The organism is Streptomyces xanthophaeus (assembly GCF_000725805.1).
Classification (GTDB): Bacteria; Actinomycetota; Actinomycetes; order Streptomycetales; family Streptomycetaceae; genus Streptomyces; species Streptomyces xanthophaeus.
This window is the reverse complement of record NZ_JOFT01000014.1, coordinates 223,186-246,439: the sequence shown is the minus strand read 5'-3', so window position 1 is coordinate 246,439 and position 23,254 is coordinate 223,186. Positions and strand designations below refer to the sequence as shown.

16 protein-coding genes are annotated in these 23,254 nt (G+C 71.3%); 9 read left to right on the top strand and 7 right to left on the bottom strand.

Annotated elements, in window-relative coordinates; translation table 11 throughout:
* The first annotated feature begins 34 nt into the window (after positions 1-34).
* From IO30_RS0109965 to IO30_RS0109950, 4 genes are read left to right on the top strand one after another with little or no spacing between them, the layout of a single operon-like run.
* Positions 35-889 carry a M24 family metallopeptidase gene (locus IO30_RS0109965; RefSeq protein ID WP_037893577.1) on the top strand — a complete coding sequence of 285 codons (855 nt, stop codon included), beginning with the start codon at positions 35-37 and terminating at the stop codon, positions 887-889.
* The gene (locus IO30_RS0109960; RefSeq protein ID WP_234321731.1) at positions 886-2,685 is read left to right on the top strand and encodes an SDR family oxidoreductase; all 1,800 of its coding nucleotides are present in this window, start codon (positions 886-888) and stop codon (positions 2,683-2,685) included. Before IO30_RS0109965 ends, IO30_RS0109960 begins: the two co-directional genes overlap by 4 nt.
* Positions 2,682-3,620 (top strand): metal-dependent hydrolase, encoded by a 939-nt coding sequence (locus IO30_RS0109955; protein WP_234321730.1) that lies wholly within the window; start codon positions 2,682-2,684, stop codon positions 3,618-3,620. Before IO30_RS0109960 ends, IO30_RS0109955 begins: the two co-directional genes overlap by 4 nt.
* A 10-nt stretch (positions 3,621-3,630) precedes the next feature.
* Positions 3,631-4,545 carry a MerR family transcriptional regulator gene (locus tag IO30_RS0109950; RefSeq protein ID WP_031141383.1) on the top strand — a complete coding sequence of 305 codons (915 nt, stop codon included), beginning with the start codon at positions 3,631-3,633 and terminating at the stop codon, positions 4,543-4,545.
* 129 nt (positions 4,546-4,674) lie between these two features.
* Here IO30_RS0109950 and IO30_RS40325 read toward each other — a convergent pair whose 3' ends face one another.
* On the bottom strand, positions 4,675-5,529 hold the full coding sequence (locus IO30_RS40325; protein WP_078904622.1) for an aquaporin: 855 nt from the start codon (positions 5,527-5,529) through the stop codon (positions 4,675-4,677).
* A gap of 133 nt (positions 5,530-5,662) precedes the next feature.
* On the opposite strand from IO30_RS40325, the gene IO30_RS0109940 reads away from it, so the two are divergent.
* The 3 genes from IO30_RS0109940 (at position 5,663) to IO30_RS0109930 (ending at position 11,330) form a co-directional block, all read left to right on the top strand.
* Entirely contained in the window at positions 5,663-6,202 is a 540-nt protein-coding gene (locus IO30_RS0109940) for an RNA 2'-phosphotransferase (protein ID WP_031141378.1), read from the top strand.
* A 152-nt stretch (positions 6,203-6,354) separates the two neighbouring features.
* A complete protein-coding gene (locus IO30_RS0109935) occupies positions 6,355-8,229 on the top strand; it encodes an HSP90 family protein (protein WP_031141376.1) in 1,875 nt (624 codons plus the stop codon).
* On the top strand, positions 8,226-11,330 hold the full coding sequence (locus IO30_RS0109930; protein WP_051902090.1) for a hypothetical protein: 3,105 nt from the start codon (positions 8,226-8,228) through the stop codon (positions 11,328-11,330). The genes IO30_RS0109935 and IO30_RS0109930 overlap by 4 nt, the downstream gene beginning before the upstream one ends.
* 62 nt (positions 11,331-11,392) lie before the next feature.
* Here the strand turns inward: IO30_RS0109930 and IO30_RS0109925 are convergent, their stop codons facing one another.
* Positions 11,393-12,295: an LLM class flavin-dependent oxidoreductase gene (locus tag IO30_RS0109925; RefSeq protein WP_031141372.1), complete on the bottom strand. Its 903-nt coding sequence runs from the start codon at positions 12,293-12,295 to the stop codon at positions 11,393-11,395.
* Between the two features lie 199 nt (positions 12,296-12,494).
* Between IO30_RS0109925 and IO30_RS0109920 the strand changes: the two genes are divergently transcribed.
* The gene (locus tag IO30_RS0109920; RefSeq protein ID WP_037893574.1) at positions 12,495-13,382 is read left to right on the top strand and encodes a Cof-type HAD-IIB family hydrolase; all 888 of its coding nucleotides are present in this window, start codon (positions 12,495-12,497) and stop codon (positions 13,380-13,382) included.
* A gap of 13 nt (positions 13,383-13,395) precedes the next feature.
* On the opposite strand, the gene IO30_RS0109915 is transcribed toward IO30_RS0109920, so the two are convergent.
* From IO30_RS0109915 to IO30_RS0109900, 4 genes are all read right to left on the bottom strand, one after another.
* On the bottom strand, positions 13,396-15,132 hold the full coding sequence (locus IO30_RS0109915) for a GAF domain-containing sensor histidine kinase (RefSeq protein WP_031141368.1): 1,737 nt from the start codon (positions 15,130-15,132) through the stop codon (positions 13,396-13,398).
* Positions 15,133-15,156: 24 nt separating this feature from the next.
* Positions 15,157-18,723: a thiol reductant ABC exporter subunit CydD gene (cydD, locus tag IO30_RS0109910; RefSeq protein ID WP_031141366.1), complete on the bottom strand. Its 3,567-nt coding sequence runs from the start codon at positions 18,721-18,723 to the stop codon at positions 15,157-15,159.
* A 93-nt stretch (positions 18,724-18,816) separates the two neighbouring features.
* Positions 18,817-19,818 carry a cytochrome d ubiquinol oxidase subunit II gene (gene cydB, locus IO30_RS0109905; protein ID WP_031141364.1) on the bottom strand — a complete coding sequence of 334 codons (1,002 nt, stop codon included), beginning with the start codon at positions 19,816-19,818 and terminating at the stop codon, positions 18,817-18,819.
* A gap of 18 nt (positions 19,819-19,836) precedes the next feature.
* On the bottom strand, positions 19,837-21,342 hold the full coding sequence (locus IO30_RS0109900) for a cytochrome ubiquinol oxidase subunit I (RefSeq protein WP_031141362.1): 1,506 nt from the start codon (positions 21,340-21,342) through the stop codon (positions 19,837-19,839).
* A 188-nt stretch (positions 21,343-21,530) separates the two neighbouring features.
* Here IO30_RS0109900 and IO30_RS0109895 point away from each other — a divergent pair, with 188 nt between their 5' ends.
* Entirely contained in the window at positions 21,531-21,899 is a 369-nt protein-coding gene (locus tag IO30_RS0109895) for a cyclophilin-like fold protein (protein WP_031141360.1), read from the top strand.
* Between the two features lie 5 nt (positions 21,900-21,904).
* Here IO30_RS0109895 and hisC read toward each other — a convergent pair whose 3' ends face one another.
* Positions 21,905-22,984 carry a histidinol-phosphate transaminase gene (gene hisC, locus IO30_RS0109890; protein WP_031141358.1) on the bottom strand — a complete coding sequence of 360 codons (1,080 nt, stop codon included), beginning with the start codon at positions 22,982-22,984 and terminating at the stop codon, positions 21,905-21,907.
* Positions 22,985-23,254: the final 270 nt, after the last annotated feature.

Here is a 23,254-nt window from a genome sequence, read left to right as displayed (position 1 = left end):
CGGGCGCGTACGGCTACAGGGACGGACGGCTGGCATGGCTGGGGACACCAAGCAACGCACCGCGCAACGCACCGACCTGAGCGGGTTCAGGGAGGTGCAACGCCTGTCCTACGCGTGCGCGGAGGCCGTCGCCGCGCAGCTGCGGCCCGGCGTGACCGAGCGCGAGGCGGCGCGGATGCAGCGCGAGTGGCTGCGCGAGCGAGGGGTGCGGGACTGGTTCCACCTGCCCTTCGCCTGGTTCGGGGACCGCACCGCCTTCGCGAACTTCAAGATCCCGCTCCAGTTCTTCCCGACGAACCGGAAGCTGGAGCCGGGGATGCCGTTCATCCTCGACATGGCACCGGTCTACAAGGGGTACGCGGCCGACATCGGCTACTCCGGCAGCCTCGGCCTCAACCCGGTGCAGGACCGGCTCATGTCGGATCTGCGGGCGCACCGCGAGCTGATCCTCGACCAGGTGCGCGAGCGCCGCTCCCTGCGCGAGATATACGAGAACGTCGAGCAGCTGATGAACCGGCAGGGGTACGCCAACCGGCACCGTGCCTACCCCTTCGGCGTGATCGCGCACAAGATCGACCGGGTCAAGGAGCGCCGCTGGTCGCCGACCGCGTTCGGGTTCGGCACCCAGTCGCTGAAGGGGCTGGCGAGCGACGTCCTGCACGGGCACCGCGACGGATGGTCCCCGCTGTGGAGCCCGTACCGCTTCTCCGACCACCCGCCGCAGCCGGGGCTGTGGGCCGTGGAACCGCATCTGGGCTTCCGGGGCACCGGAGCGAAGTTCGAGGAGATCCTCGTCGTCACCGACTCCCGGGACCCCGAGGAGAGCGCGTACTGGCTGGACGACGATCTGCCGCACGTGCGGCGCTGGGCCGAGGAGAAGGCAGCATGAGCGGCATGAGCGACAAGGACGGAGCTCCGGTGGCGGGACTGGCGGGGGCGCGTGAGCGCCGGGTGAGCACCGGCGGCGTCGAGCTGTGCGTCGTCGAACTGGGCGAGACGGACCGGCCGACGGTCCTGCTGGTCCACGGCTACCCGGACAGCAAGGAAGTCTGGTCGGAGGTGGCCGAACGCCTCGCCGCACGGTTCCACGTGGTGCTGTACGACGTACGCGGCCACGGCCGTTCCACGGCGCCGCAGCCACTGCGCGGAGGCTTCACCCTGGAGAAGCTGACCGACGACTTCCTGGCCGTGGCGGACGCGGTCAGTCCGGACCGGCCGGTGCACCTGGTCGGCCATGACTGGGGTTCCGTACAGGGCTGGGAGTTCGCTACGGTCGCCCGCACCGAGGGGCGGATCGCCTCCTTCACCTCGATGTCGGGGCCCTCCCTGGACCACTTCGGCCACTGGATCAAGAAGCGGATGACGCGGCCGACCCCGCGCCGGGCGGCGCAGCTGCTGGGGCAGGGAGCCAAGTCCTGGTACGTCTACATGCTGCACACGCCCGTGCTGCCGGAGCTCGCCTGGCGCGGACCGCTCGGCAAGCGGTGGCCCGGGATCCTCCAGCGCGTCGAGAAGGTGCCGGCCGGCGACTACCCGACGGCATCGCTGCCTTCGGACGCTGCGCACGGCGCGTGGCTCTACCGCGACAACGTACGGCCCCGGCTGCGCCGGCCGCGCCCCGACGCGTACGCGCACGTACCCGTCCAGCTGATCACCCCGACCGGGGACGCGTTCCTGTCCGAGCGGCTCTACGACGGTCTGGAGCAGTGGGCCCCGGACCTGCTGCGACGGACGCTGCCCGCCAAACACTGGGTGCCGCGCACCCGGCCGGACCAGCTGGCCGCCTGGATCACCGAATTCGTCACCTCCCGGGAGGAACCCGCGGTGCGGGCGCCGGAGCAGAAGGCTCCGGGCAAGCACGCCGACCGCTTCGGCGGCCAGCTGGTCCTGGTCACCGGCGCGGCCAGCGGCATCGGCCGCGCCACCGCCTTCGCCTTCGCCGAGGCGGGAGCCCGCGTGGTGGCCGTGGACCGGGACGCCGAAGGCGCCGCGCGCACGGCCGACATGGCGCGCCTCGTCGGTGCGCCCGAGGCCTGGGGCGAGTGCGTCGACGTGAGTGACGAGCAGGCGATGGAGAAGCTCGCGGTGAAGGTCGCCGCCGAGTACGGGATCGTGGACGTCCTGGTCAACAACGCCGGGATCGGACTGTCGGGGCCCTTCCTGGAGACCACCTCCGAGGACTGGAAGAAGGTCCTCGACGTGAACCTGTGGGGTGTCATCCACGGCTGCCGGATCTTCGGCAGGCAGATGGCCGAGCGCGGCCAGGGCGGGCACATCGTCAACACCGCCTCCGCCGCCGCCTACCTGCCTTCCAAGACCCTGCCCGCCTACAGCACCTCGAAGGCGGCGGTGCTGATGCTGTCGGAGTGCCTGCGCGCGGAGCTGGCGTCGAAGTCGATCGGCGTCTCCGCGATCTGTCCGGGCATCGTCAACACCAACATCACCGCCACGTCCCGGTTCGCCGGGGTGGACGCGGCCGAGGAGAAGCGCCGCCAGGAACGCTCCTCGAGGCTGTACGGGATGCGCAACTTCCCCCCGGAGAAGGTCGCCGAGGCGGTCCTGCGGGCCGTGGTGCGCAATGAGGCCGTGGTCCCGGTGACCCCCGAGTCCAAGGGCGCCCTGTGGATGTCCCGGTTCGCGCCGCGCACGCTGCGGGCGATCGCGAAGCTGGACCCCCCGTTGTGAGCCCGGGCGCTCCGGAGCCGGGGCCGGACCTGGCCGGGGACGCGCACCCGATCGTCCCGCGCAGGGTGGCCTTCGACTGGGAGGCCACCCCGCTGCACTGGATACCCGACGAGCCGACCGCCACCCACGTGATCAATGTGCTGCACCTGCTGCTGCCGGCCGGGGAGCGGTGGTTCGTGAAGGTCTTCAAGGAAGGCCTGCCGCTCGTCACCGACCCCGAGCTGCGCCGCGACGTGAAGGGGTTCATGGGCCAGGAGGCCACGCACAGCGTGCAGCACGCGTACGTACTGGACCACCTCGCGCAGCAGCAGCTGCCGACGGAGGCTTACACGAAGCACGTGGACTTCCTCTTCGAGAAGCTGCTGGGGGAGCGCCCGCCGTTCAAAGTGCCCGTCACGGCACAGGAGTGGCTGCGCTTCCGGCTCTCCCTGATCGCCGCGATCGAGCAGTTCACGGCCGTCCTCGGGGACTGGGTCCTGCGCGCCGAGACGCTGGAGCGGGCCGGTGCGGACGAAGTCATGCTGGACCTGCTGCGCTGGCACGGCGCGGAGGAGGTGGAGCACCGCTCCGTCGCCTTCGACATGTACCAGCACTGCGGGGGAAGCGGCCTGCCCCGCTACGCACGACGCGTCGAGGGCATGGTCGTGGTCGCACCGGTGCTGGCCTGGCTGTGGATATGGGGTGCCTCGTACCTGATCCGCAACGACCCCCGGCTGGGCGGCCGGACGCGCTATTCGCTCCGCGGGCACAACCGGGCCGTGGCCAAGGGGCTGCTGCCCACGTGGAGAGAGCTCGGCACGGCCATACCCCGCTACTTCCGGCGGTCGTACCATCCCTCGCAGGAGGGCTCGCTGCGCAGGGCGGTCGAGTACCTCGCGGCCTCACCTGCCGCCCGGGCCGCGGCCGGCGCGGTCGGCCGAGCCGCGATGTCGTAGGGAGCCGGGATTGTCCGATCAGGCAGTAGCCGAGTACCGGATCGAGGATCTGGCACACCACAGCGGAGCGACGGTACGCACGATCCGGGCGTACCAGGACCGCGGTCTGCTGCCGAAGCCGGAGCGCAGAGGCCGCTCCAACGTGTACCGGGACACGCATCTGGCGCGCCTGCGCCAGATCGCCGACCTGCTGGACCGTGGCTACACCCTGGCCTCCATCAAGGAGCTGCTGGAGGCCTGGGACGCCGGGCGCGGGCTGGGCGGCGTCCTGGGGCTGGTCGCCGAGGTGCACGGGCCGTGGACCGACGAGGAAGCGGTCCGGATCAGCCGGGAGGAGCTGAACGAGCGGTTCGGCGGCAAACCCGACGACTCGGCCGTGGGCGAGGCCTGCGAGCTGGGGGTGCTGGAGCGGATCCCCGGGCGCCCCGAGGAGTTCCTCGTCCCCTCGCCGCAGGAACTGGCGGTGGCCGCCGAGCTGTACGCGGCCGGGGTGCCGCTGTCGGCGATCACCGGGCACCTGCGGGAACTGCGCGGGCAGGTGGAGCACATCGCCTCGCGGTTCCTGGAGTTCACCACCGAGCACGTCTTCGCCCGCTACCTGGGGCAGGTGCCTCCGACCGACGCGGACGCCGCGGAAGCAGCCACCCTGGTACGGCGGCTGCGGCCGCTGGCCCAGCAGACGGTGGACGCCGAGCTGGCTCGCGCGATGCAGCTGTTCGCCACCCGTCACCTTCAGCGGCACCTGGGCGCGGCCGGAGCCTCACAGCCCTCCGGGCCCGCGCCGGTGTCCCTCCCCGCCGGGACGGTCCGTGCGGTGCAGGAGCTGGTGGGGGCCGAGCACGTGGCGGAATTCGTCCGGGCCGCCACGGAACGGGAACTCCAGGCCCGGACGATGAACGACCTGGCGCGCCGCGGCGAGCAGTAGCGCTCGGTCAGTAGTCCACAGGGCGGATCACGCGTTTGCCTCCGAAACCATCCCAAACAGCTGTGGACAACTCCCTTGCCTCTGTGGACAACAGGGGCTGCGGCCGCCGACTGCCTTCGGCCGGCGGCCTCAACCGATGGTTTCGTACGCCGCCTTGGTGGGTCCCGCGTCCTCCACCGGGCCGCTGCCGGCCACGGCCGCGGCACCGGGGACGGACACGACCTCCGACACCAGCACGACCTCCGCCGCGGCGCCGGGCACGGCGACCGCCGTGACCTCCCCCTCCGCCTTGCGTACGGCCCGCGGGCTCCCGTACAGCAGGGAGGCGAGGAGCAGGCCCAGGACCCCGCCGACCAGCTGGGCGGCGACGAATCCCGGCAGCGACTGCGGGGCTATGCCCGTGAAGGAGTCGCTGAAGCTGCGCCCGAGCGTGCCGGCCGGGTTGGCGAAGGAACCCGAGGAGGTGAACCAGATCGCGGCTGCGATGTACGCGGCGACCGCGCCCGGTATGAGCCGGGGCCGCCCGATGCGCTCGAGGCCCTGAATGAGGAGCACGAGTCCCGCGGTGGCGACCACCTCTCCGACGAGCAGGTGGCCCCCGTCGCGCACCTGGGTGGCGAAGGTGCCGGGGGTGCGGCCGAACATGGTGTCGGCGAGAACGGCGCCGCCCACGGCCCCTGCGGTCTGGGCCGCGGTGTAGACGAGGACCTCCCGGCCACTGAGGCCGGCGCCGCCGGTGCGCCGCGCCCACCAGGAGGTGAGGGTGACCACCGGATTGAGGTGGGCGCCCGACAGCGGCCCGAAGAGGGTGATGATCAGGCCGAGCCCGATGGCGGAAGCGAGCGAGTTGGCGACGAGGGCGACACCGGTGTCGCGGGTGAGCGCGGTGGCCTGGATCCCGGACCCGATCACGACCACGAGCAGGCCCGCGGTACCGATGAGCTCGGCGGCGGCGCGGCGTGGAAGGGAAGCGTTGACTGTCATGATTTCTCCCCATGGGCAGACGTAGCAGCGGAAAATGTATTCCGTATCTCGGAAACGCGGTAGGGGGTGTCCAGCTCCGTCGGTGCACCGAAAATCCCTGCCGGAAGGCCGTACGACCCGGCACCCTGGGGGCATGGACGACAGACGCACCGTGAAGGTGTCCAAATACGTCTCGAAACACCTGCGCCATCAGCCCGAACGCATCGGACTGGTGCTCGACCCGAACGGCTGGGTGGAGATCGAGGACCTCCTGAGCGCGGCCGCCGGCCATGGTTTCGCCATCAGCCGCGCCGAGCTCGACCACGTCGTGGCCGCGAACGACAAGCAGCGCTTCGCCGTCGACGGCACCCGGATCCGGGCCAACCAGGGGCACACCGTCTCCGTGGACCTCGACCTGCCGGAGGCCGAGCCGCCCGCGTACCTCTACCACGGCACCGTCGCCGCCGCCCTGGAACCGATCCGCGCCGAAGGGCTGCGCCCGATGGCCCGCCACCACGTGCACCTGTCCCCCGACCGTGAGACCGCGAACCGGGTGGGCGCACGGCGCGGCCGGCCGGTCGTGCTCAGCGTGGACGCGGCGGCGATGCGTGCGGCCGGGCACGTCTTCCGGGTCAGCGCCAACGGGGTATGGCTCGTCGACGCCGTGCCGCCGGAGTTCCTGCGCTTCCAGTAGGGCTCTGCCAGGGGTCTGCGCACCACCGGCGGAGCTCCGGATTCGGGCGGAGATTGTCCGGCCGCCCCCCTACGCTGTTGCCACTCAGGGATCAGTGAGGGGGGACCTCGCGATCGCCGAACCATCCATGCGAGTACGCGAGGTGCCGCCCCATGACGTCCACACCCACGCCCACAACCGCACCCACGCCCCATAGCTTCCAGGTCGACCTGCGCGGTCTGGTCGACCTCCTGTCCCACCACCTCTACTCGAGCCCCCGGGTCTACGTCCGCGAGCTCCTGCAGAACGCAGTGGACGCGGTCACCGCCCGCCACGCCCTCGACCCGGCCGCGGAGGTCCGCATCCGGCTGTCCGCCACCGGCGACCGGGTGACCATCGAGGACAGCGGCATCGGCCTGACCGCCGACGAGGCGCACTCCCTCCTCGCCACCATCGGCCGCAGCTCCAAGCGCGGCGGGGACAGCGCCGACGAGCAGATCCGCGGCCTGGAGAACACCCGCCAGGACTTCCTCGGCCAGTTCGGCATCGGGCTCCTCGCCTGCTTCGTCGTCGCCCGGCAGATCCGCGTCATCACCCGCTCCGCCCGCGACCCTCAGGCAGCGCCCGTCGAATGGCTGGCCACGGACGACGGTTCGTACACCGTGCGCGAGCTCCCCCACGAGGCACGTACGGAGCCCGGAACCACCGTCGTCCTCGAGCCCCGCCCCGGGGCCGAGGAGTGGACCGCTCCGGCGAAGGTCGAGCAACTGGCCCGCGACTACGGCTCCCTGCTGCCCTATGCCGTCAGCTTCGACGACGGACGGGGCGGCGAGCCCCGTCCCGTCACCGACCGGCCTCCCGTGTGGGACCGTGCCTTCCCCACCCCCGCCGCCCGCCGCGTCGCACTCGCCGGGCACTGTGCGCAGCTCTTCGGCTTCACCCCGCTCGACAGCATCGACCTCGACCTCCCGGTGGCCGGGGTGCGCGGGGTGGCGTACGTCCTCCCCGACCCCACCAGCCCGGCCCACCGGGCCGGACACCGCGTGCACCTGAAGGGCATGCTGCTGACCGACGGGGCCGACAACCTGCTGCCGGACTGGGCGTTCTTCGTCCGCGCCGTCATCGACACGGACACCCTGCGCCCCACCGCCTCCCGCGAGAACCTGTACGACGACGAGACCCTGTCCGCCGTCCGCGATGCGCTCGGCGCCCGCGTGCGGACCTGGCTCGCCGAACTCGCGGCCAGTGAACCGGAACGCCTGGCGGCCTTCCTGCGCGTCCACCACCTCGGCGTGAAGTCCCTGGCCCGGCACGATGCCGAGCTGCTCGGCCTGATGCTTCCGTGGCTGCCGTTCGAGACCAGCGACGGTTCGATGAGCCTGGAGGAGTTCACGGCGGCCCACACCGAGGTCCACTTCACCCGCACCGTCGAGGAGTTCCGCCAGATCGCGCCCATCGCCGCGGCCCACGGCCTCGGCGTCATCAACGCCGGTTACACCTACGACGCCGACCTGCTGGCCCTGCTGCCCCTCGTACGGCCGGAACTCAAGGTCACCGAACTGGACGCGGGAGCCGTCACCGAGCGCCTCGACCCGGTGCCGACCGCCGACGAACTCGCCCTCTCCGCCTTCCTGTCCACGGCACGCACCCGGCTTCAGGCACAGGGCTGCGACGTGGTGCTGCGCGCCTTCCAGCCCGTCTCCGTTCCCGCCCTCTACCTCGACGACCGTCAGGCCCGGCAGGAACGGGACCGCACCGCCGCCCTGGAGGGAGCCGACTCCCTGTGGACCGGCATCCTCGGCGCGCTGCGCGGCTCCGCCCCCCGCGCCCGCCTGGTCCTCAATCACAACAACCCGCTGATCCGCCGGATCTCCGCGCTCCCCGACGAGGCCCTGACCGGCACCGCCGTCGAGTCGCTGTACGGACAAGCCCTCCTGATGGCGCAGCGGCCGCTGCGCCCCTCCGACTCCACCCTGCTCAACCGGGCCTTCCTCGGGCTCCTGGAATGGGCGACCCACTCCACCGAGACCCAGGAGAACGGCAAGTGAGCAGCATGACGGCGGAGGAGATCCGGCAGGCTCTGTACGACAATTCCGCCCTTCCCCACGGCGCTGCGCGCAACGCGCAGGCCGAGGTGCTGACGGCCGCGGCCGAGACCTGTGGTGACCCCGAACTGTTCCGGCTCGCCCTGGTCAGCCAGATCGACGCCTACGAGTACAGCGCCGAGCGGACCCGCATGGTGGTGCCCTTCGCCCGGCTCCTCCAGGAGTACGACCGCGATCCGGGCGCCTTCGACAGCAACGACACCTACGCGCTGTTCTGGCGGTTCAAGTGGGTGTCCGGCCGGATCGTCGAGTCCCCCGAGATCCCCATCGGGTCCGTGACCCGCTGGCTCGACGACATGGAGCGGCGCTATCGCATCGCCGGATACAGCGAGCGCGCCGTGCGTCAGGCCGAGTTCTATCTCGCGCACGCCATCGGCGACGACGAGCGGGCCGAACGGGCCGTCGAACGCTGGCAGGCCGCCGAGCGCGACGGGATGAGCGACTGCCACGCCTGCGAGACGCACACCCAGGGCTGGTTCTGGGCGAACAAGGGCCTGGACGCGAAGGCGATCGACATCTGGGAGCCGGTCCTCGCCGGCCGGCAGGTCTGCAGGGAGGAACCGCACCGGGTGCTCGCCCGGTCGCTGCTCCCCCTGCTCCGCCTCGGCCGCGCCGACGAGGCCCGCGCCCACCACCTGCGCGGCTACCGCATGGCGCGGGGCAAGGAGAGCCTGCTGCGCTCGATCGGTGAGCACATCGAGTTCTGTGCCCTCACCGGCAACGAGTCGCGCGGTCTGGAGATCCTCTCGGAGCACACCGGGTATCTGGGGCCGCTCGCCGACGTGGACGCGCAGATAGAGTTCTACGGCGGGATCCTGGTCTTGCTACGGCGGCTCACCCGGCTCGGGCACGGCGCCGCCCCGTCCGTGCCGTACGACGGCAGCCCTCGGACGGTCGACGAGCTGTACGGGATCCTGCACGCCGACGCGCTGGCCATCGCGCACCGCTTCGACGTCCGTAACGGGACCACCCGCGTCTCCGACGAGCTCCTCGAGCGCATCGACCGTGCCCCGCTGGCCGAGGTGCTGCCGCTGGGGGTGCGGAGTGCCGCCCTGCCCGGGTCGGATCCCGCCGTACCCGTGTCCGCCGTACCCATATCAGCCGGGTCCGCTCGCATCGGGTCCGTTGCCGTCGGGTCCGCTGCCGCCGCCCCGGCCGCCGGGTTCGAGTTCGCCGAGCTGGTGGAGCGGGCCCGGCAGGCGCGCGACCTGGGGCACCCTTCCGCCGACGGGCTCTGGGCCGAGGTGGCCGTGCGCGTGGACTCCGAGCCTGAGGCGGGGTCCGATCCGCTGGTCGCGGCCGACGTCGCGGACCACCGCGCCCTGGCCGCTGCACGCCTCGGTTCCGAGGACGCGCCCGGTCTGCTGACCGCCGTCCGGGACGGCTACCGGGCCCTCGGGCAGGACGAGCGGGCGGCTCTGGCGGAACTGCGACTGGCGAGCGTGGCCGCACAGTCGGGCGCTGCTGCCGAGGCGATCCGGAAGCTGCTGGCGGTGGCCTTGCGGGCCGCCGAGGCGCTGGACACGGCCGAGCCGCTGCGGGCCCGGCGGATCGCGCTCGCGGAACTGTCCACGATCCGCGTGGAGTCGTACCTGCGCTCGGTCGAGGCCGCCGGTGACGGGCATCCGCACGAACACGACCACGTCCACGATCACGGAAGCGGCAGGGAGCACGGACACGCCGCACTCGTCGCCGAGCTCACCGGCTTTGCCGCCGCCCACAGGGAGGAACTTCCGGACCTGGCGGCGGAGGCCGAGGAAATGCTCGGCAGGCTGGCCCTGTCGCAGGGTGACCCGGAGCGGGCACTGCCGCTGCTGGCCTCGGCGGCCGCCCGCGCGATCGCTGCGGGTCTGTCGTGGCAGGCGGTGGACCCGCTCGTCCTGCAGGCCGGGGTCCTGATGTCCCTGGACCGGCCCGAGGACGCGCTGGAGGCGGCGCGCTCCGGGCTGGAGCATGCCGCCGAGGTGACCGACGCCGAGACCCAGGGGCTCGTACGGCTCACCCTCGCGGACATCCTGCTGCGACGGCCGGACGGCGCGGTGGAGGCGGCGGAGCTCGCACTGACCGGGGCCCACTGGTTCGACCAGGCCGGCCTCGCCGCCGACGGAGGGGCCCAGGCCCGGCTGACGCTGGCCCGGGCCTACGGGCAGGTCGGCCGTACCGCGGAGGCGGCGGAGGTCCTGCAGTCTTCGCTGCCCGACCTGCTGGAACATGGTGAGGGCCAGGCCGTGGCCGCACGGGAGCTCCTGGGCGGCCTGCTCGGCCAGTTGCGGGAACCGCGCGCCGCGGCGGAGCAGTTCCTGCTGGCGGCGGAGGTGGCCAAGGGATGGGAGAACCCCCGCGCACAGGCGAGCCTGGCCCAGGCGGCCGCCGACCAGCTCTCGGAGGCCCAGCTGGTACCTGAGGCGGTCGCCGCCTACGAGCGAGCCCTCGAGCTGCACCGGCTGACGGGCGCGGCCCCGGGCTCCGAGGTGCGGATCCTGCGTTCGCTGGCCTGGCTTGCCCTGCGCGAGGACGTCACGGAAGCGGCCGTGGGCACGGCACGGGCCCGCATGGACGAAGCGGCTGAGGTCTTGGAGACCGCGCTGCTCGCACGTCCAGGGGACCCGGAGCTGCAGTCCGAGCTGGCCCAGACCTGGCACCAGCTGGCGCAGGTCCTCGACCGATGGGTCACCCAGGCCGAGGAGCCCGGCCGCGGAGACGCGAACGCAGAGGGGGACGCAGACGGCCACCAGGAGGACTCGGGCGCCTCGGCCGAGCCCAGCCTGCTGACCGGGACGCAGATCACCGCCTTGCGTCAGGAGGAGATCCTGCTCTGGGACCGGGCGGCCGGCATCTACGCGGAACTCGGTCCTGAGTACCTCAAGGACCGGTTCCAGTGCCTGAACAACGCCGCCTGGACCGAGCAGGAGCTCGGCCGGCCTGCGGCGGGCGCGGCCCGGATCTCCGCCCTGGCCGACGAGGTGCGGGAGTTGCCCGAGGGCACCGCACCGGAGTGGCTGCTGTCCAGTGCGGAACGCGTTCTGCGGGCCCTGACGGATTGACCCGCACGCCTCCCTTCACCCCCATCGCCTCGTGGCGGGGGTGAAGGGAGGCGCCGTCGGGCTCAGCCCAGCTGCGCGAGGGCCTCGGTGGCGATCTTCTCGAAGACGGCTTCGTCGGCGGCGAAGTCGGAGTCCGGGATCGGCGCGTGGATCACCAGCTCGGTGAAGCCCAGAGCGCGGTGCCGGCCGGCGAAGTCGACGAACGCGTCCACCGACTCCAGCAGCGTGTTGCGCTCGGGCGTGAAGCCGGTCAGCAGGACCTTCTCCATGGGCCCGGCTTCCCTGCCGATCTCCGCGCAGGCCTTCTCGAGCCGTCCGAGCTGACTCCGCATCGCCTCCAGCGACTGCTCGGGGGTGCCGTCCTCGAAGAGCTTGGGATCCCCGGTGGTGACCCAGGCCTGTCCGTGCCGGGCGGCGAGCTTCAGACCACGCGGACCGGTCGCGGCGACCGCGAACGGCAGCCGGGGCCGCTGGACACAGCCGGGGACGTTACGGGCCTCTTCGGCCGAGTAGAAGGTGCCCGACTGGCTCACCGCACCCTCGGTCAGCAGCCGGTCCAGCAGCGGCACGAACTCGGCGAAGCGGTCCGCGCGCTCGCGCGGGGACCAGGACTCCTGGCCCAGTGCCGTCGCGTCGAAGCCGTTGCCGCCCGCTCCGATGCCGAGGGTGATCCGGCCGCCGGAGATGTCGTCCAGGCTGATGAGCTCCTTGGCGAGGGTCACCGGGTGCCGGAAGTTCGGCGAGGTGACCAGCGTTCCCAGGCGCAGCCGCTCGGTGGCGGCCGCTGCCGCGGTCAGCGTGGGGACCGCACCGAACCACGGTCCGTCCCGGAAGGTCCGCCACGACAGGTGGTCGTAGGTGTAAGCGGCGTGGAAGCCGAGCCCCTCGGCCTGTACCCACTGGTCGCGGCCTCCCTTGTGCCACGGGCGGACAGGAAGGATCACTGTGCTCAGGCGCAGATTCATGCTCCCGAGCCTACGGCGGCCCATGGACCGACGGCGCGCGCTCCTGGCCCGGCGACCCCACCGGCCGGTCGTGTTTCACGTGAAACATCGACCTCGCCGCCGCCAGTCCCGTGTTGATGTTTCACGTGAAACATCAGCCACTCGGCCAGGTCTTGCCGATCATGGTCCGGTGGTCCGGGCCCATGGGCGAAGATGGAGCGTGACCTCGGCTTCCCAGCGCCCGGACGGGCCAATCCCCGCACCCCGGCTCATCGCCACCGACCTCGACGGCACCCTGCTGCGCGACGACAAGTCGGTCTCGCTGCGCACCGTCGCCGCGCTCGCCGCAGCCGAGGAGGCCGGGATCGAGGTCTTCTTCGTCACCGGACGCCCGGCCCGCTGGATGGACGTGGTCAGCGACCACGTCCACGGCCACGGCCTGGCGATCTGCGCCAACGGCGCGGCGGTGGTCGATCTCCATGCCGGACGGGAGTTCGTCCAGGTCAGGGCCCTGCCCCGGGAGGCCGCGCTGGCCGTGGTGGATGCTCTGCGCAGCGCTGCCCCCGGCACGTCCTTCGCCGTGGAGCTGACCACCGGGATCAACTACGAGCCCGAGTACCCGCCGTTCTTCAAGGACTCCGGAGCGAACATCGCCACCGCCGAGAAGCTGCTGCACGAGGTCTCGGACGACAGTGCCGCGCCCGTGCTCAAGCTGCTTGCGCACCACTCCGAGCTCGCGCCCGACGAGTTCCTCGCGCTGGCTCGCTCCGCCGCCGGTGAGTACGCCTCCATCACCCGCTCCAGCCCGACCTCCCTGCTGGAGATCAGCGGCCAGGGTGTCTCGAAGGCGAGCACCCTGGCCCTGTGCTGCGCAGAACGTGGAATCTCCCCTGCCGAAGTGGTCGCCTTCGGGGACATGCCGAACGACGTGGAGATGCTCGACTGGGCGGGCACCTCTTACGCCATGGGCAACGCCCACCCGGATGTGATCGCCGCCGCCTCGGGCCGTACGACCGCGAACAACGAGGACGGGGTCGCCGTGGTCATCGAGCGCATCCTGGCGGAACGCATCGCCCAGCGGCAGACACAGGCCCAGCAGCAGGCCTGACGGCAGGCTCCTCCTAGAGCGGCGCCTCCCACACCAGGGTGGTGCCGCCGCCGTCCTCTCCGATGCCCGGGCCGTACGAACTCGCGCCCCCCAGGGACTCGGCACGGCGCCTCAGGTTCCGCAGTCCGCTGCGCCGACCTCCCTCGGGAATGCCCACGCCGTCGTCGGCGACCTCGAGCCGTACGCCGGGGCGCCCGTCGGCCAAGGTGACGGTGGAGTCCAGCACCACCTCGATCCGTCCGGCCTCGGAATGCCGGAAGGCGTTCGACAGGGCCTCCCGGAGCGCTGCGATCAGGTTCTTGCCCACCAGCTCGCCGACCACCGCGTCGATGGGTCCGATGAAGCGGTGCGCGGGTTTGAAGCCGAGCGGTACGGCCGCCATGTTGATCTCCCGCAGGACCCGGGTGCGCAGTCCCGAGGGGGCTTCTGCCGGGCCCTGCTGGAGGGCGAAGATGGCGGTCCGGATCTCCTGGATCGTCACGTCCAGCTCGTCCACGGCCTTGCCGACCCCGTCACGGACCTCGGGGACGACGGACCGCCGCTGGGCCCCTTCCAGCATCATCCCGGTGGCGAACAGCCGCTGGATGACCAGGTCGTGGAGGTCGCGGGCGATCCGGTCGCGGTCCTCGAAAACGGCGAGCCGCTCCCGGTCGCGCTGGGCCTCGGCCATCATCAGGGCGAGCGCGGCCTGGGAGGCGAACTGCGTGGCCAGGGTCCGCTCCGCCTCGGTGAAGGGGCGCTGTCCCCGGGCCCTGGGCGTGACCAGGGCGCCCAGTACCCGCCCGCCGCTGTGCAGCGGCAGCATCATGCACGGCCCGTACTGGCTGGTGAGCTTGCTGATCATGCGGGGGTCGGACGCGGCGTCGTCCACGAAGACCGGCTCGCCGTGCAGCAGGCTGTCCACCACCGGGCTCTCGGCCGGGATCACCACGCCCAGCGAGGTGGCCGGGTTCTCGGCGGAGACGGCGACGATCTCCATTCCGCCCTCCTCGGCAGGCAGCATCACGATGCCGGCGGAGGAGTCCGCCAGCCGGCGGGCCTGTTCGGCGACCACCACGAGGGCGTCGTCCGCGTCCCCGCCGGACAGCAGGGCGGTGGTGACGGCGACCGAGCCGTCGATCCAGCGTTCCCGCTGGGTGGCGGCCTCGTAGAGCCGCGCGTTGCCGATGGCGATGCCCGCCTCGGTGGCGAGCACCCTGACCATGTGGACGTCGTAGTCGTTGAACTCGTTGCCGGTGTTCTTCTCCGCCAGGTAGAGGTTGCCGAAAATCTCGCCCTGCACCCTGATCGGAACGCCGAGGAAGGTCCGCATCGGCGGATGGTGCGCCGGAAATCCGGCCGAGCGGTGGTCCTTGGTCAGATCGGCGAGCCGCACCGTGTCCGGATGCGAGATCAGGGCCCCGAGCAGCCCCCGCTTCCCGTCGGGACGGTGGCCGATCTTCCGCGCCGTCTCGGAGCTGATGCCGTAGGTGACAAAGTCCGAGAGCCCTCGGCCCTCGGTGTCCACGACGCCGATCGCCGCGTAGCGGGCGTCCGCGAGCTCGGCGGCGGTTTCGCAGATGCGGTCCAGTGTGGAGTGCAGTTCCAGGCCGGTACCGACCGACCTCATGGCTTCCAGGAGTTGCGGCACACGGGCGGTGAGCTCGGTGGAGAGGCCCTGGAGACTCCTGGTGGCCTGGGTGGCGGCCTCGAGGGGGTCCGGCGTTCCGGGTGACGGTTCCGACGGCTGCGGCGACTCCTGCACTGACATGCCCTTGAGACTAGTTAGTCCGCTTTAGCGAGGAAAGTCGGCCTGCTGGAAGTCGGCCACCGTCCCGTCCGCCGCTCGTTCCCGGTCGAGCAGCCGTCGCAGCGGCCCTTCCGTCGCGGCGAGCTCCTCGTACGCACCACGCTGCACGACCGTGCCGTGGTCCAGTACGAGCACCTCGTCCACGGCCTCCAGGCCTGCCAGCCGGTGCGTGATCAGCACCGTGGTACGACCCTCGGTGGCGGCCAGCAGGTCCGCCGTCAGGGCGTCGGCCGTGGCCAGGTCCAGGTGCTCGGCGGGCTCGTCCAGGACCAGGACGGGGAAGTCGGCGAGCAGCGCACGGGCCAGGGCCAGACGCTGGCGCTGACCGCCGGAGATCCGCTCACCGTGCTCGCCGACCAGGGTGTCCAGCCCGTCCGGCAGCCCGTCGGCCCATTCCAGCAGCCGGGCGGCGGCCAGGGCTTCCCTCAGCTGCTCCTCGCTCGCGCCGGTTCGGGCCAGGCGCAGGTTCTCCCGTACCGAGCTGTCGAAGAGGTGCGCGTCCTGGGCGCAGAGACCGACGACGGTCCGTACGTCGTCGCCATCGAGCAGCCGCGCGTCCGTCCCGCCCAGGGTGTACGCACCCTCGCTGGGGTCCAGGAAGCGCAGCAGGACCTGCGCCAGTGTGGTCTTGCCCGAGCCCGAGGGGCCCACGACGGCGATGCGGCGGCCTGCTTCCAGGGTCAGGTCCAGCCCGTGCAGCGCGTCCCGTTCCTGGCCCGGGTGCCGCGCGCTGAGTCCGGTCAGCCGCAGCGGGAAGGCTTCGGCGGGCAGCGGCTGCGGCGCTTCGGGTTCGGCGACCGGGACCGGCGCGTCGATGACCTCGTAGACCCGCTCGGCGCTCCGGCGGACCCGCTGGCGGTACTGGACGGCGAGCGGGAGCCCGGCCACCGCTTCGAAGGCGGCCAGCGGGGTCAGCACGGCGACGGCCATCGCCACGCCGGACAGCCGCCCCTCGTGCACCGCACCTGCGGCGACGGCCGCGGAAGCCACCACCGTCAGCCCGCACACCAGCGCGGACAGCCCGCTGCCCAGCCCGGTGGCGGCCGCCCCGCGCGCGGCGATGCCCGTGAGCACCCCGTCGCTCTGCCGCGCACGGTTCTTCCTGTCCTGCAGGGCTCCGGCGACGGTCAGCTCCGCAGTGCCGCTGAGCAGATCGGCGACCCGGGTGGCGAGCTCGCCCCGTGCGGGCGCGAGCCTGCGCTCCGCGCGGCGGGCGCACGCACCGCTGACCAGCGGTACCCCGACGCCCGCGGCCAGCAGCCCGGCGGCGAGGACGGCTCCTGCCTCGGGCAGCAGCCATGTGGTGAAGGCGACCGATCCGGTGCCGACCAGGACCGCGGTGCCGAGCGGCAGGAGCCAGCGCAGCCAGTAGTCCTGCAGGGCGTCTGCGTCGGCCACCAGCCGGGCCAGCAGGTCCCCGCGCCGGTGCTCGCGGAGCCCGGCGGGCGCGATGCGCTCCAGCCGCCGGTACACCGCCACCCGCAGGTCGGCGAGCATACGCAGCACGGCATCGTGCGATACGAGCCGCTCGGCGTACCGGAACACCGCCCGGCCCATGCCGAAGGCGCGAGTGGCGGTGACGGCCACCATCAGGTAGAGCACGGGCGGCTGTTCGGAGGCCCGCGAGATGAGCCACCCGGACACGGCCATCAGCCCGACGCTGCAACCGACGGCCAGCGCTCCGAGCAGCAGTCCGAGCCGGAACCGGCCTTGCCACGCCTTGGCCACCGCCCGCACCCGGCTCAGCGGATCGGCCCCGCCCGAGTCAGCCCCTCCGGCCTTCCGCACCCGCTCGGGCGCGGCGCCGAGGATCCACTCCCCGGGATCCTGCGCGGCCGAGGATCCGGTCGCCGCGGCTGTGGAGAGGGTTCGCTGCGGGCGTTCCGCCCCGGGCCGCGGTCCGGCAGAGGTGACGGCCGTCATGGCCACCACCCGGTCGGCGACGGCGAGCAGCGCCGGCCGGTGCACCACGAGCACCACAGTCCGGCCCACGGCCAGCCGCCGCACGGCGTCCACGATCCCGGCCTCGGTCTCCCCGTCCAGCGCCGCCGTCGGCTCGTCCAGCAGGAGCACCGGCCGGTCGGCCAGGAACGCCCGGGCCAGGGCCAGGCGCTGGCGCTGTCCGGCGGACAGCCCCACGCCTCCCTCCCCCAGCAGGGTCTGCGCCCCACGCGGCAGGGCGGACACGAACTCCCAGGCTCCAGCGTCCCTCAGGGCCTCGTCCACCTCGGCGTCGGAGGCAGCGGCCCGGGCGAGGCGGACGTTCTCCGCGATCGTGCCCGCGAACAGGTGCGGGCGCTGCGGAACCCACGCAATCCGTTCGTGCCACTGCGCCGGGGCCAGATCGGCCAGGTCCACGCCTGCGACCCGGACCTGCCCCGCAGTGGGTGTCACGAAGCCCAGCAGCACCTGGAGCAGGGTGGACTTGCCCACTCCGCTCGGGCCGGTGAGGGCCAGGCACTCCCCGGGCTCCACGGTCAGGGAGACGGGCCCGGGGGAGTCCTCGCCCCGCCCCTCGTACCGGACGGCGACCCCGTCGATCTCGATCCGCAGCGGGGTGCCGGCCGGCAGGACCGCCGTACCGGCCGGGCGCGCGACCGGGGTCTCCAGGACGGCGAAGACCTCCTCCGCGGCCGAGAGCCCTTCGGCGGCGGCGTGGTACTGCGCTCCCACCTGGCGCAGCGGCAGATACGCCTCGGGCGCCAGGATCAGGATGACCAGGCCCGTGTAGAGGTCCAGTTCGCCGTGGACCAGTCGCATGCCGATGGTCACGGCCACCAGCGCAACGGAGAGGGTCGCCAGCAGCTCCAGCGCGAAGGAGGAGAGGAAGGCGATGCGCAGGGTGCGCATCGTGGCACGCCGGTAGTCGTCAGTGATCTTCCGGATGGACTCGGCCTGTGCCTTGGCCCGCCCGAACACCTTCAGTGTGGGCAGTCCGGCGACGACGTCCAGGAAGTGCCCCGACAGCCGGGACAGCAGACGCCACTGACGGTCCATACGGGACTGGGTGGCCATCCCGATGAGGACCATGAACAGGGGGATCAGGGGCAGTGTGACCACGATGATGGCCGCCGACACCCAGTCCTCGGTGACGATCCGGGCGAGCACCGCCACCGGTACGACCACCGCGAGCCCCAGTTGGGGAAGGTAGCGGGAGAAGTAGTCGTCGAGGGCGTCGACCCCCCGGGTGGCCAGGGCCACGAGGGATCCGGTCCGCTGCCCGGTCAGCCAGCCGGGGCCCAGGTCCGCGGCCCGCTCCAGCAGCCGTCCCCGCAGTTCGGACTTGACGGCGGCGCCCGCCCGGTGCGCGGCGAGCTCCGTCAGCCAGGCGACCAGTGCGCGCCCCAGAGCGACCGCTGCAAGGAGCAGGAGGGGTGTTCGCAGCGCCTCGCCGTCCAGGCCCTTCTCGAAGGCGCCGACCACGACCTCGGCGAGCAGCATCGCCTGACCGACGACCAGTCCCGCCCCGACCAGCCCCAGGGCCACCACCGCCGCCAGGAAGAGGCGGGTGGAGCGGGCGTAGCGGAGCAGACGCGGGTCGATCGGTTTCACGTGAAACATCTCCCAGGGGCAGGCAGGGCCGGACCGGCAGGTGAGTCGTCCGGGGGCCCTCGGCGAGGCGAGGGCCCCCGGGTACGGAGCAGCTCAGTGCACGTCGACGATGTGCTGCGTGCCGATGCGCTTGCGGAATACCCAGTACGTCCAGCCCTGGTAGAGCAGGACCAGCGGCGTGGCCACGGCCGCGCACCAGGTCATGATCTTCAGGGTGTACGGGCTGGACGAGGCGTTGGTGACCGTGAGGTTCCAGGCGTCGTTCAGCGAGGAGGGCATGACGTTCGGGAAGAGCGTCAGGAAGAGCATCGCGACGGCTGCCGCGATGGTGACCCCCGACAGCGCGAACGACCAGCCCTCGCGGCCCGCCAGGTTGAAGGCGAGGGCGGCGACCAGCGCCACCACGGCGACGATCATCGCGATCAGGCTCTTGCCGTCGCCGCGCGAGACCTGGGTCCAGACCAGGAAGACCAGGGCGAGCACGGCGGTGACCGCACCGAGCCGGGTGGCCAGCGCACGCGAGCGCTCCCGGATGTCACCGACCGTCTTGAGCGAGGCGAAGACCGCGCCGTGGAAGGTGAACAGGGTGAGCGTGACCAGGCCGCCGAGGACCGAGTAGACGTTGAGCAGGTCGAAGAGGGTGCCGACGTACTCCATGTCCTGGTCGATCTTCACTCCGCGCACGATGTTGGCGAACGCCACACCCCACAGGAACGCGGGGATCAGCGAGGTCCAGAAGATCGCGTGTTCCCAGTTCGTCTGCCACCTGTCCTCGGGGCGCTTGTGCCGGTACTCGAAGGCCACGCCCCGGATGATCAGGCAGACGAGGATGAGCAGCAGCGGCAGGTAGAACCCGGAGAAGAGGGTGGCGTACCAGTCGGGAAAGGCGGCGAAGGTCGCACCGCCCGCAGTGAGCAGCCAGACCTCGTTGCCGTCCCAGACGGGTCCGATCGTGTTGATCAGGACCCGCTTCTCCGTACGGTCGCGGGCGAGCAGCTTGGTCAGGACACCGACCCCGAAGTCGAAGCCCTCCAGGAAGAAGTAGCCGATCCACAGGACGGCGATGAGCACGAACCAGACGTCATGGAGTTGCATGGTGTGGTCCCCTCAGCCTCAGTACGAGAAGGCCATCGGCCGGTCGGGGTTCTTGTCGTCCCCGCCGATCTTGGTGGGCGGGTTGAGATCGGCCTCTGTGAGCTCGGGCGGCCCGGCCTTGACGTACTTCACGAGCAGCTTGACCTCGATCACCGCGAGTACGGCGTAGAGCAGCGTGAAGCCGATCATCGAGGTCAGCACCTCGCCCTGGCTCACGCCGGGCGACACGGCGTCCCGGGTGCGCAGCACTCCGTAGACCACCCAGGGCTGGCGGCCCATCTCGGTGAAGATCCAGCCCCAGGAGCTGGCGATCAGCGGGAAGCCCATGGTCCACACCGCGAGTATCCAGTACCACTTGGCGAACCTCGGGCTCAGCGCGCCCTTGAAGAGGACCAGGTGCGGAACCTCGTTCTCCCCGGTGCGCAGGCCGGGCGACAGCAGGAACTTCTTGCGGGTCAGCCACAGGCCCAGCGCCCCCACGCCGACCGAGGCCATGCCGAAGCCGATCATCCACCGGAAGCCCCAGTAGGCGACGGCGATATTGGGCCGGTAGTCGCCGGGGCCGTACTTCTCCTGCTCGGCCTTGTTGACGTCGTTGATGCCCGGGACGAAGGAGGTGAAGTCGTCGTTGGCCAGGAAGGACAGCAGGCCGGGGATCTCTATCGCGACCTTGTTGTGGCCCTTGTCTACGTCTCCGTAGGCGAAGACCGAGAAGGGTGCCGGCGCCTCGCCGTCCCAGAGCGCTTCGGCGGCGGCCATCTTCATCGGCTGCTGCTTGTACATGACCTTGCCGAGCAGGTCACCGCTGATGGCGGTGCCCAGACCGGCAATGATCATGACGATCAGGCCGAGCCGCAGCGAGGTACGCATCACCGGGACGTGCCGCTTGCGGGCCAGGTGGAAGGCTGCGATGCCGACCATGAACGCGCCACCGACGAGGAAGGCGGCCGTGATGGTGTGGAAGAACTGGGTGAGCGCCGTGTTCTGGGTGAGCACGAGCCAGAAGTCGGTGAGCTCGGCCCGGCCGCGCTCCTCGTTGATGCGGTACCCGACCGGGTGCTGCATCCAGGAGTTGGCCGCGAGGATGAAGTAGGCCGACAGGACGGTGCCCATCGACACCATCCAGATGCAGGCCAGGTGGATCTTCTTGGGCAGCTTGTCCCAGCCGAAGATCCACAGGCCGATGAAGGTCGACTCGAAGAAGAAGGCGATCAGCGCCTCGAAGGCCAGCGGGGCCCCGAAGACGTCACCGACGAACCGCGAGTAGTCGGACCAGTTCATGCCGAACTGGAACTCCTGGACGATGCCGGTGACGACACCCATCGCGATATTGATCAAGAAAAGCTTTCCCCAGAACTTCGTCGCCCTGAGGTACTTCTCCTTCTCGGTGCGCACCCACGCGGTCTGCAGGCCTGCCGTGAGAGCGGCAAGGGAGATCGTCAGCGGGACGAACAGGAAGTGATAGACGGTGGTTATACCGAACTGCCATCGCGCCAAGGTCTCCGGCGCCAAAGCTAGGTCCACGTCGTCGTCTCCTTCGGGTCGCCGTGGTCACAGCAGCAGCTTGCCTCCCACATCCGACCCATTCCGGGAGGAAGTAGGACACGCTTGTGAACGCGTTCACATTCACAAGCATTATGTCCTACCGGCATCCGACGCAATCAGGCGGGGTACCTCTAGCCAATAAATTCAACAGATTGTTGAATTAGCTCATGCAGATACGAATCTCCTGGCCCGCGGGCCAGCTCACCGCAACCCTCGACGAGACCCCGACCAGCAAGGCGCTGGCCGAGGCCCTTCCGATCTCCGCCTCGGCGAACACCTGGGGCGAGGAGGTCTACTTCGACACCGGCGTCTCCGTGGCGCTGGAGCACGACGCCCGGCAGGTCGTCGAACCCGGCACGGTCGCCTTCTGGACCGAGGGCGACGCGCTGGCGCTCCCCTACGGCCCGACGCCCATCTCACGCGCAGGCGAGAGCCGCCTGGCGAGCCCGTGCAACGTACTCGGCTCGTTCGACGGCGACGCCCGCCTGCTGTCCACCGTCCGCGACGGCGACCCGATCCGCGTGGAACTGGCCTAGCAGCCTCACAGCTCCTTGAAGAACGCCTCCGCCGTGTGCAGGAAGAGGTCGTTCGCCTCGGTCTCACCGATCGTGACCCGCAGGCCCTCGCCCGCGAAGGGCCGGACCACCACACCGGCCTTCTCGCAGGCCGCCGCGAAGTCGGCGGTCCGCTCCCCCAGCCGCATCCACACGAAGTTCGCCTGCGTGTCCGGGACCGTCCAGCCCTGCGCGAGCAGCGTCTCGTGGACCCGGTTGCGCTCGCACACCAGCGCACCGACGCGGCCCATCAGCTCGTCCTCGGCACGCAGGGAGGCGACCGCAGCGTCCTGGGCGAGCTGGCTGACGCCGAAGGGCACCGCGGTCTTGCGCAGCGCCGCCGCCACCGGCTCGTGCGCCACGGCGAAGCCGACCCGCAGGCCGGCCAGCCCGTACGCCTTGGAGAACGTGCGGAGCACGGCCACGTTCGGCCGGTTGCGGTAGAGCTCGATGCCGTCCGGGACGTCCGCGTCGCGCACGAACTCGCGGTAGGCCTCGTCCAGCACCACCAGGATGTCGGAGGGCACCCGGTCCAGGAACCGCTCCAGCTCGGCACGGCGCACAGCGGTACCCGTGGGGTTGTTGGGGTTGCAGACGAAGATCAGCCGGGTCCGCTCGGTGATCGCGTCCGCCATCGCGTCCAGGTCGTGCACGTCCCCGTCCGTGAGCGGGACCCGTACGGAGGTCGCACCGGAGATCTGCGTGATGATCGGGTACGCCTCGAAGGAACGCCAGGCGTACATGACCTCGTCGCCCGGGCCGGCCGTCGACTGGATCAGCGACTGGGCCACGCCCACGGAGCCGGTGCCGGTGGCGATGTGCTCGACCGGCACCCCGAACCGCTCCGCGAGCTCGTTCACCAGGCCGGTGCAGGCCATGTCCGGGTACCGGTTGAAGTTCCCGGCCGCCGCGACCGCGGTCTCCAGCACACCGGTCAGCGGCGGGTACGGGTTCTCGTTCGACGACAGCTTGTAGGCAACGGCCCCGCCCGCAGCCGCGGGCTTGCCGGGCTTGTATGTCGGAATGCCGTCCAGCTCGGCGCGCAGCTTCGGGCTCTTCTCGCTCACCGCAGGTCCTCCTCGACCGTCCCGTACGACGTCGCCGTCGACTCAATACTGCTCACCTTATGAGGATTCCGCGCTCCCGAGAATGGGGGCGCCTGGAATGCGGGGGAGCGCGCGCATATATGCGCGCGCCGGTGGCCTGCGCCGTGGCGCGCATCCCTCGTGCAGGTGAGTTGAGACCGGTCCGAGACCTTGCCGTTTTGGCATGCCCGTACCCGACGACAAGGGGCACGGTCACCCGGAGCCATGAAACCCCTTCATTTCCAAGGTCAT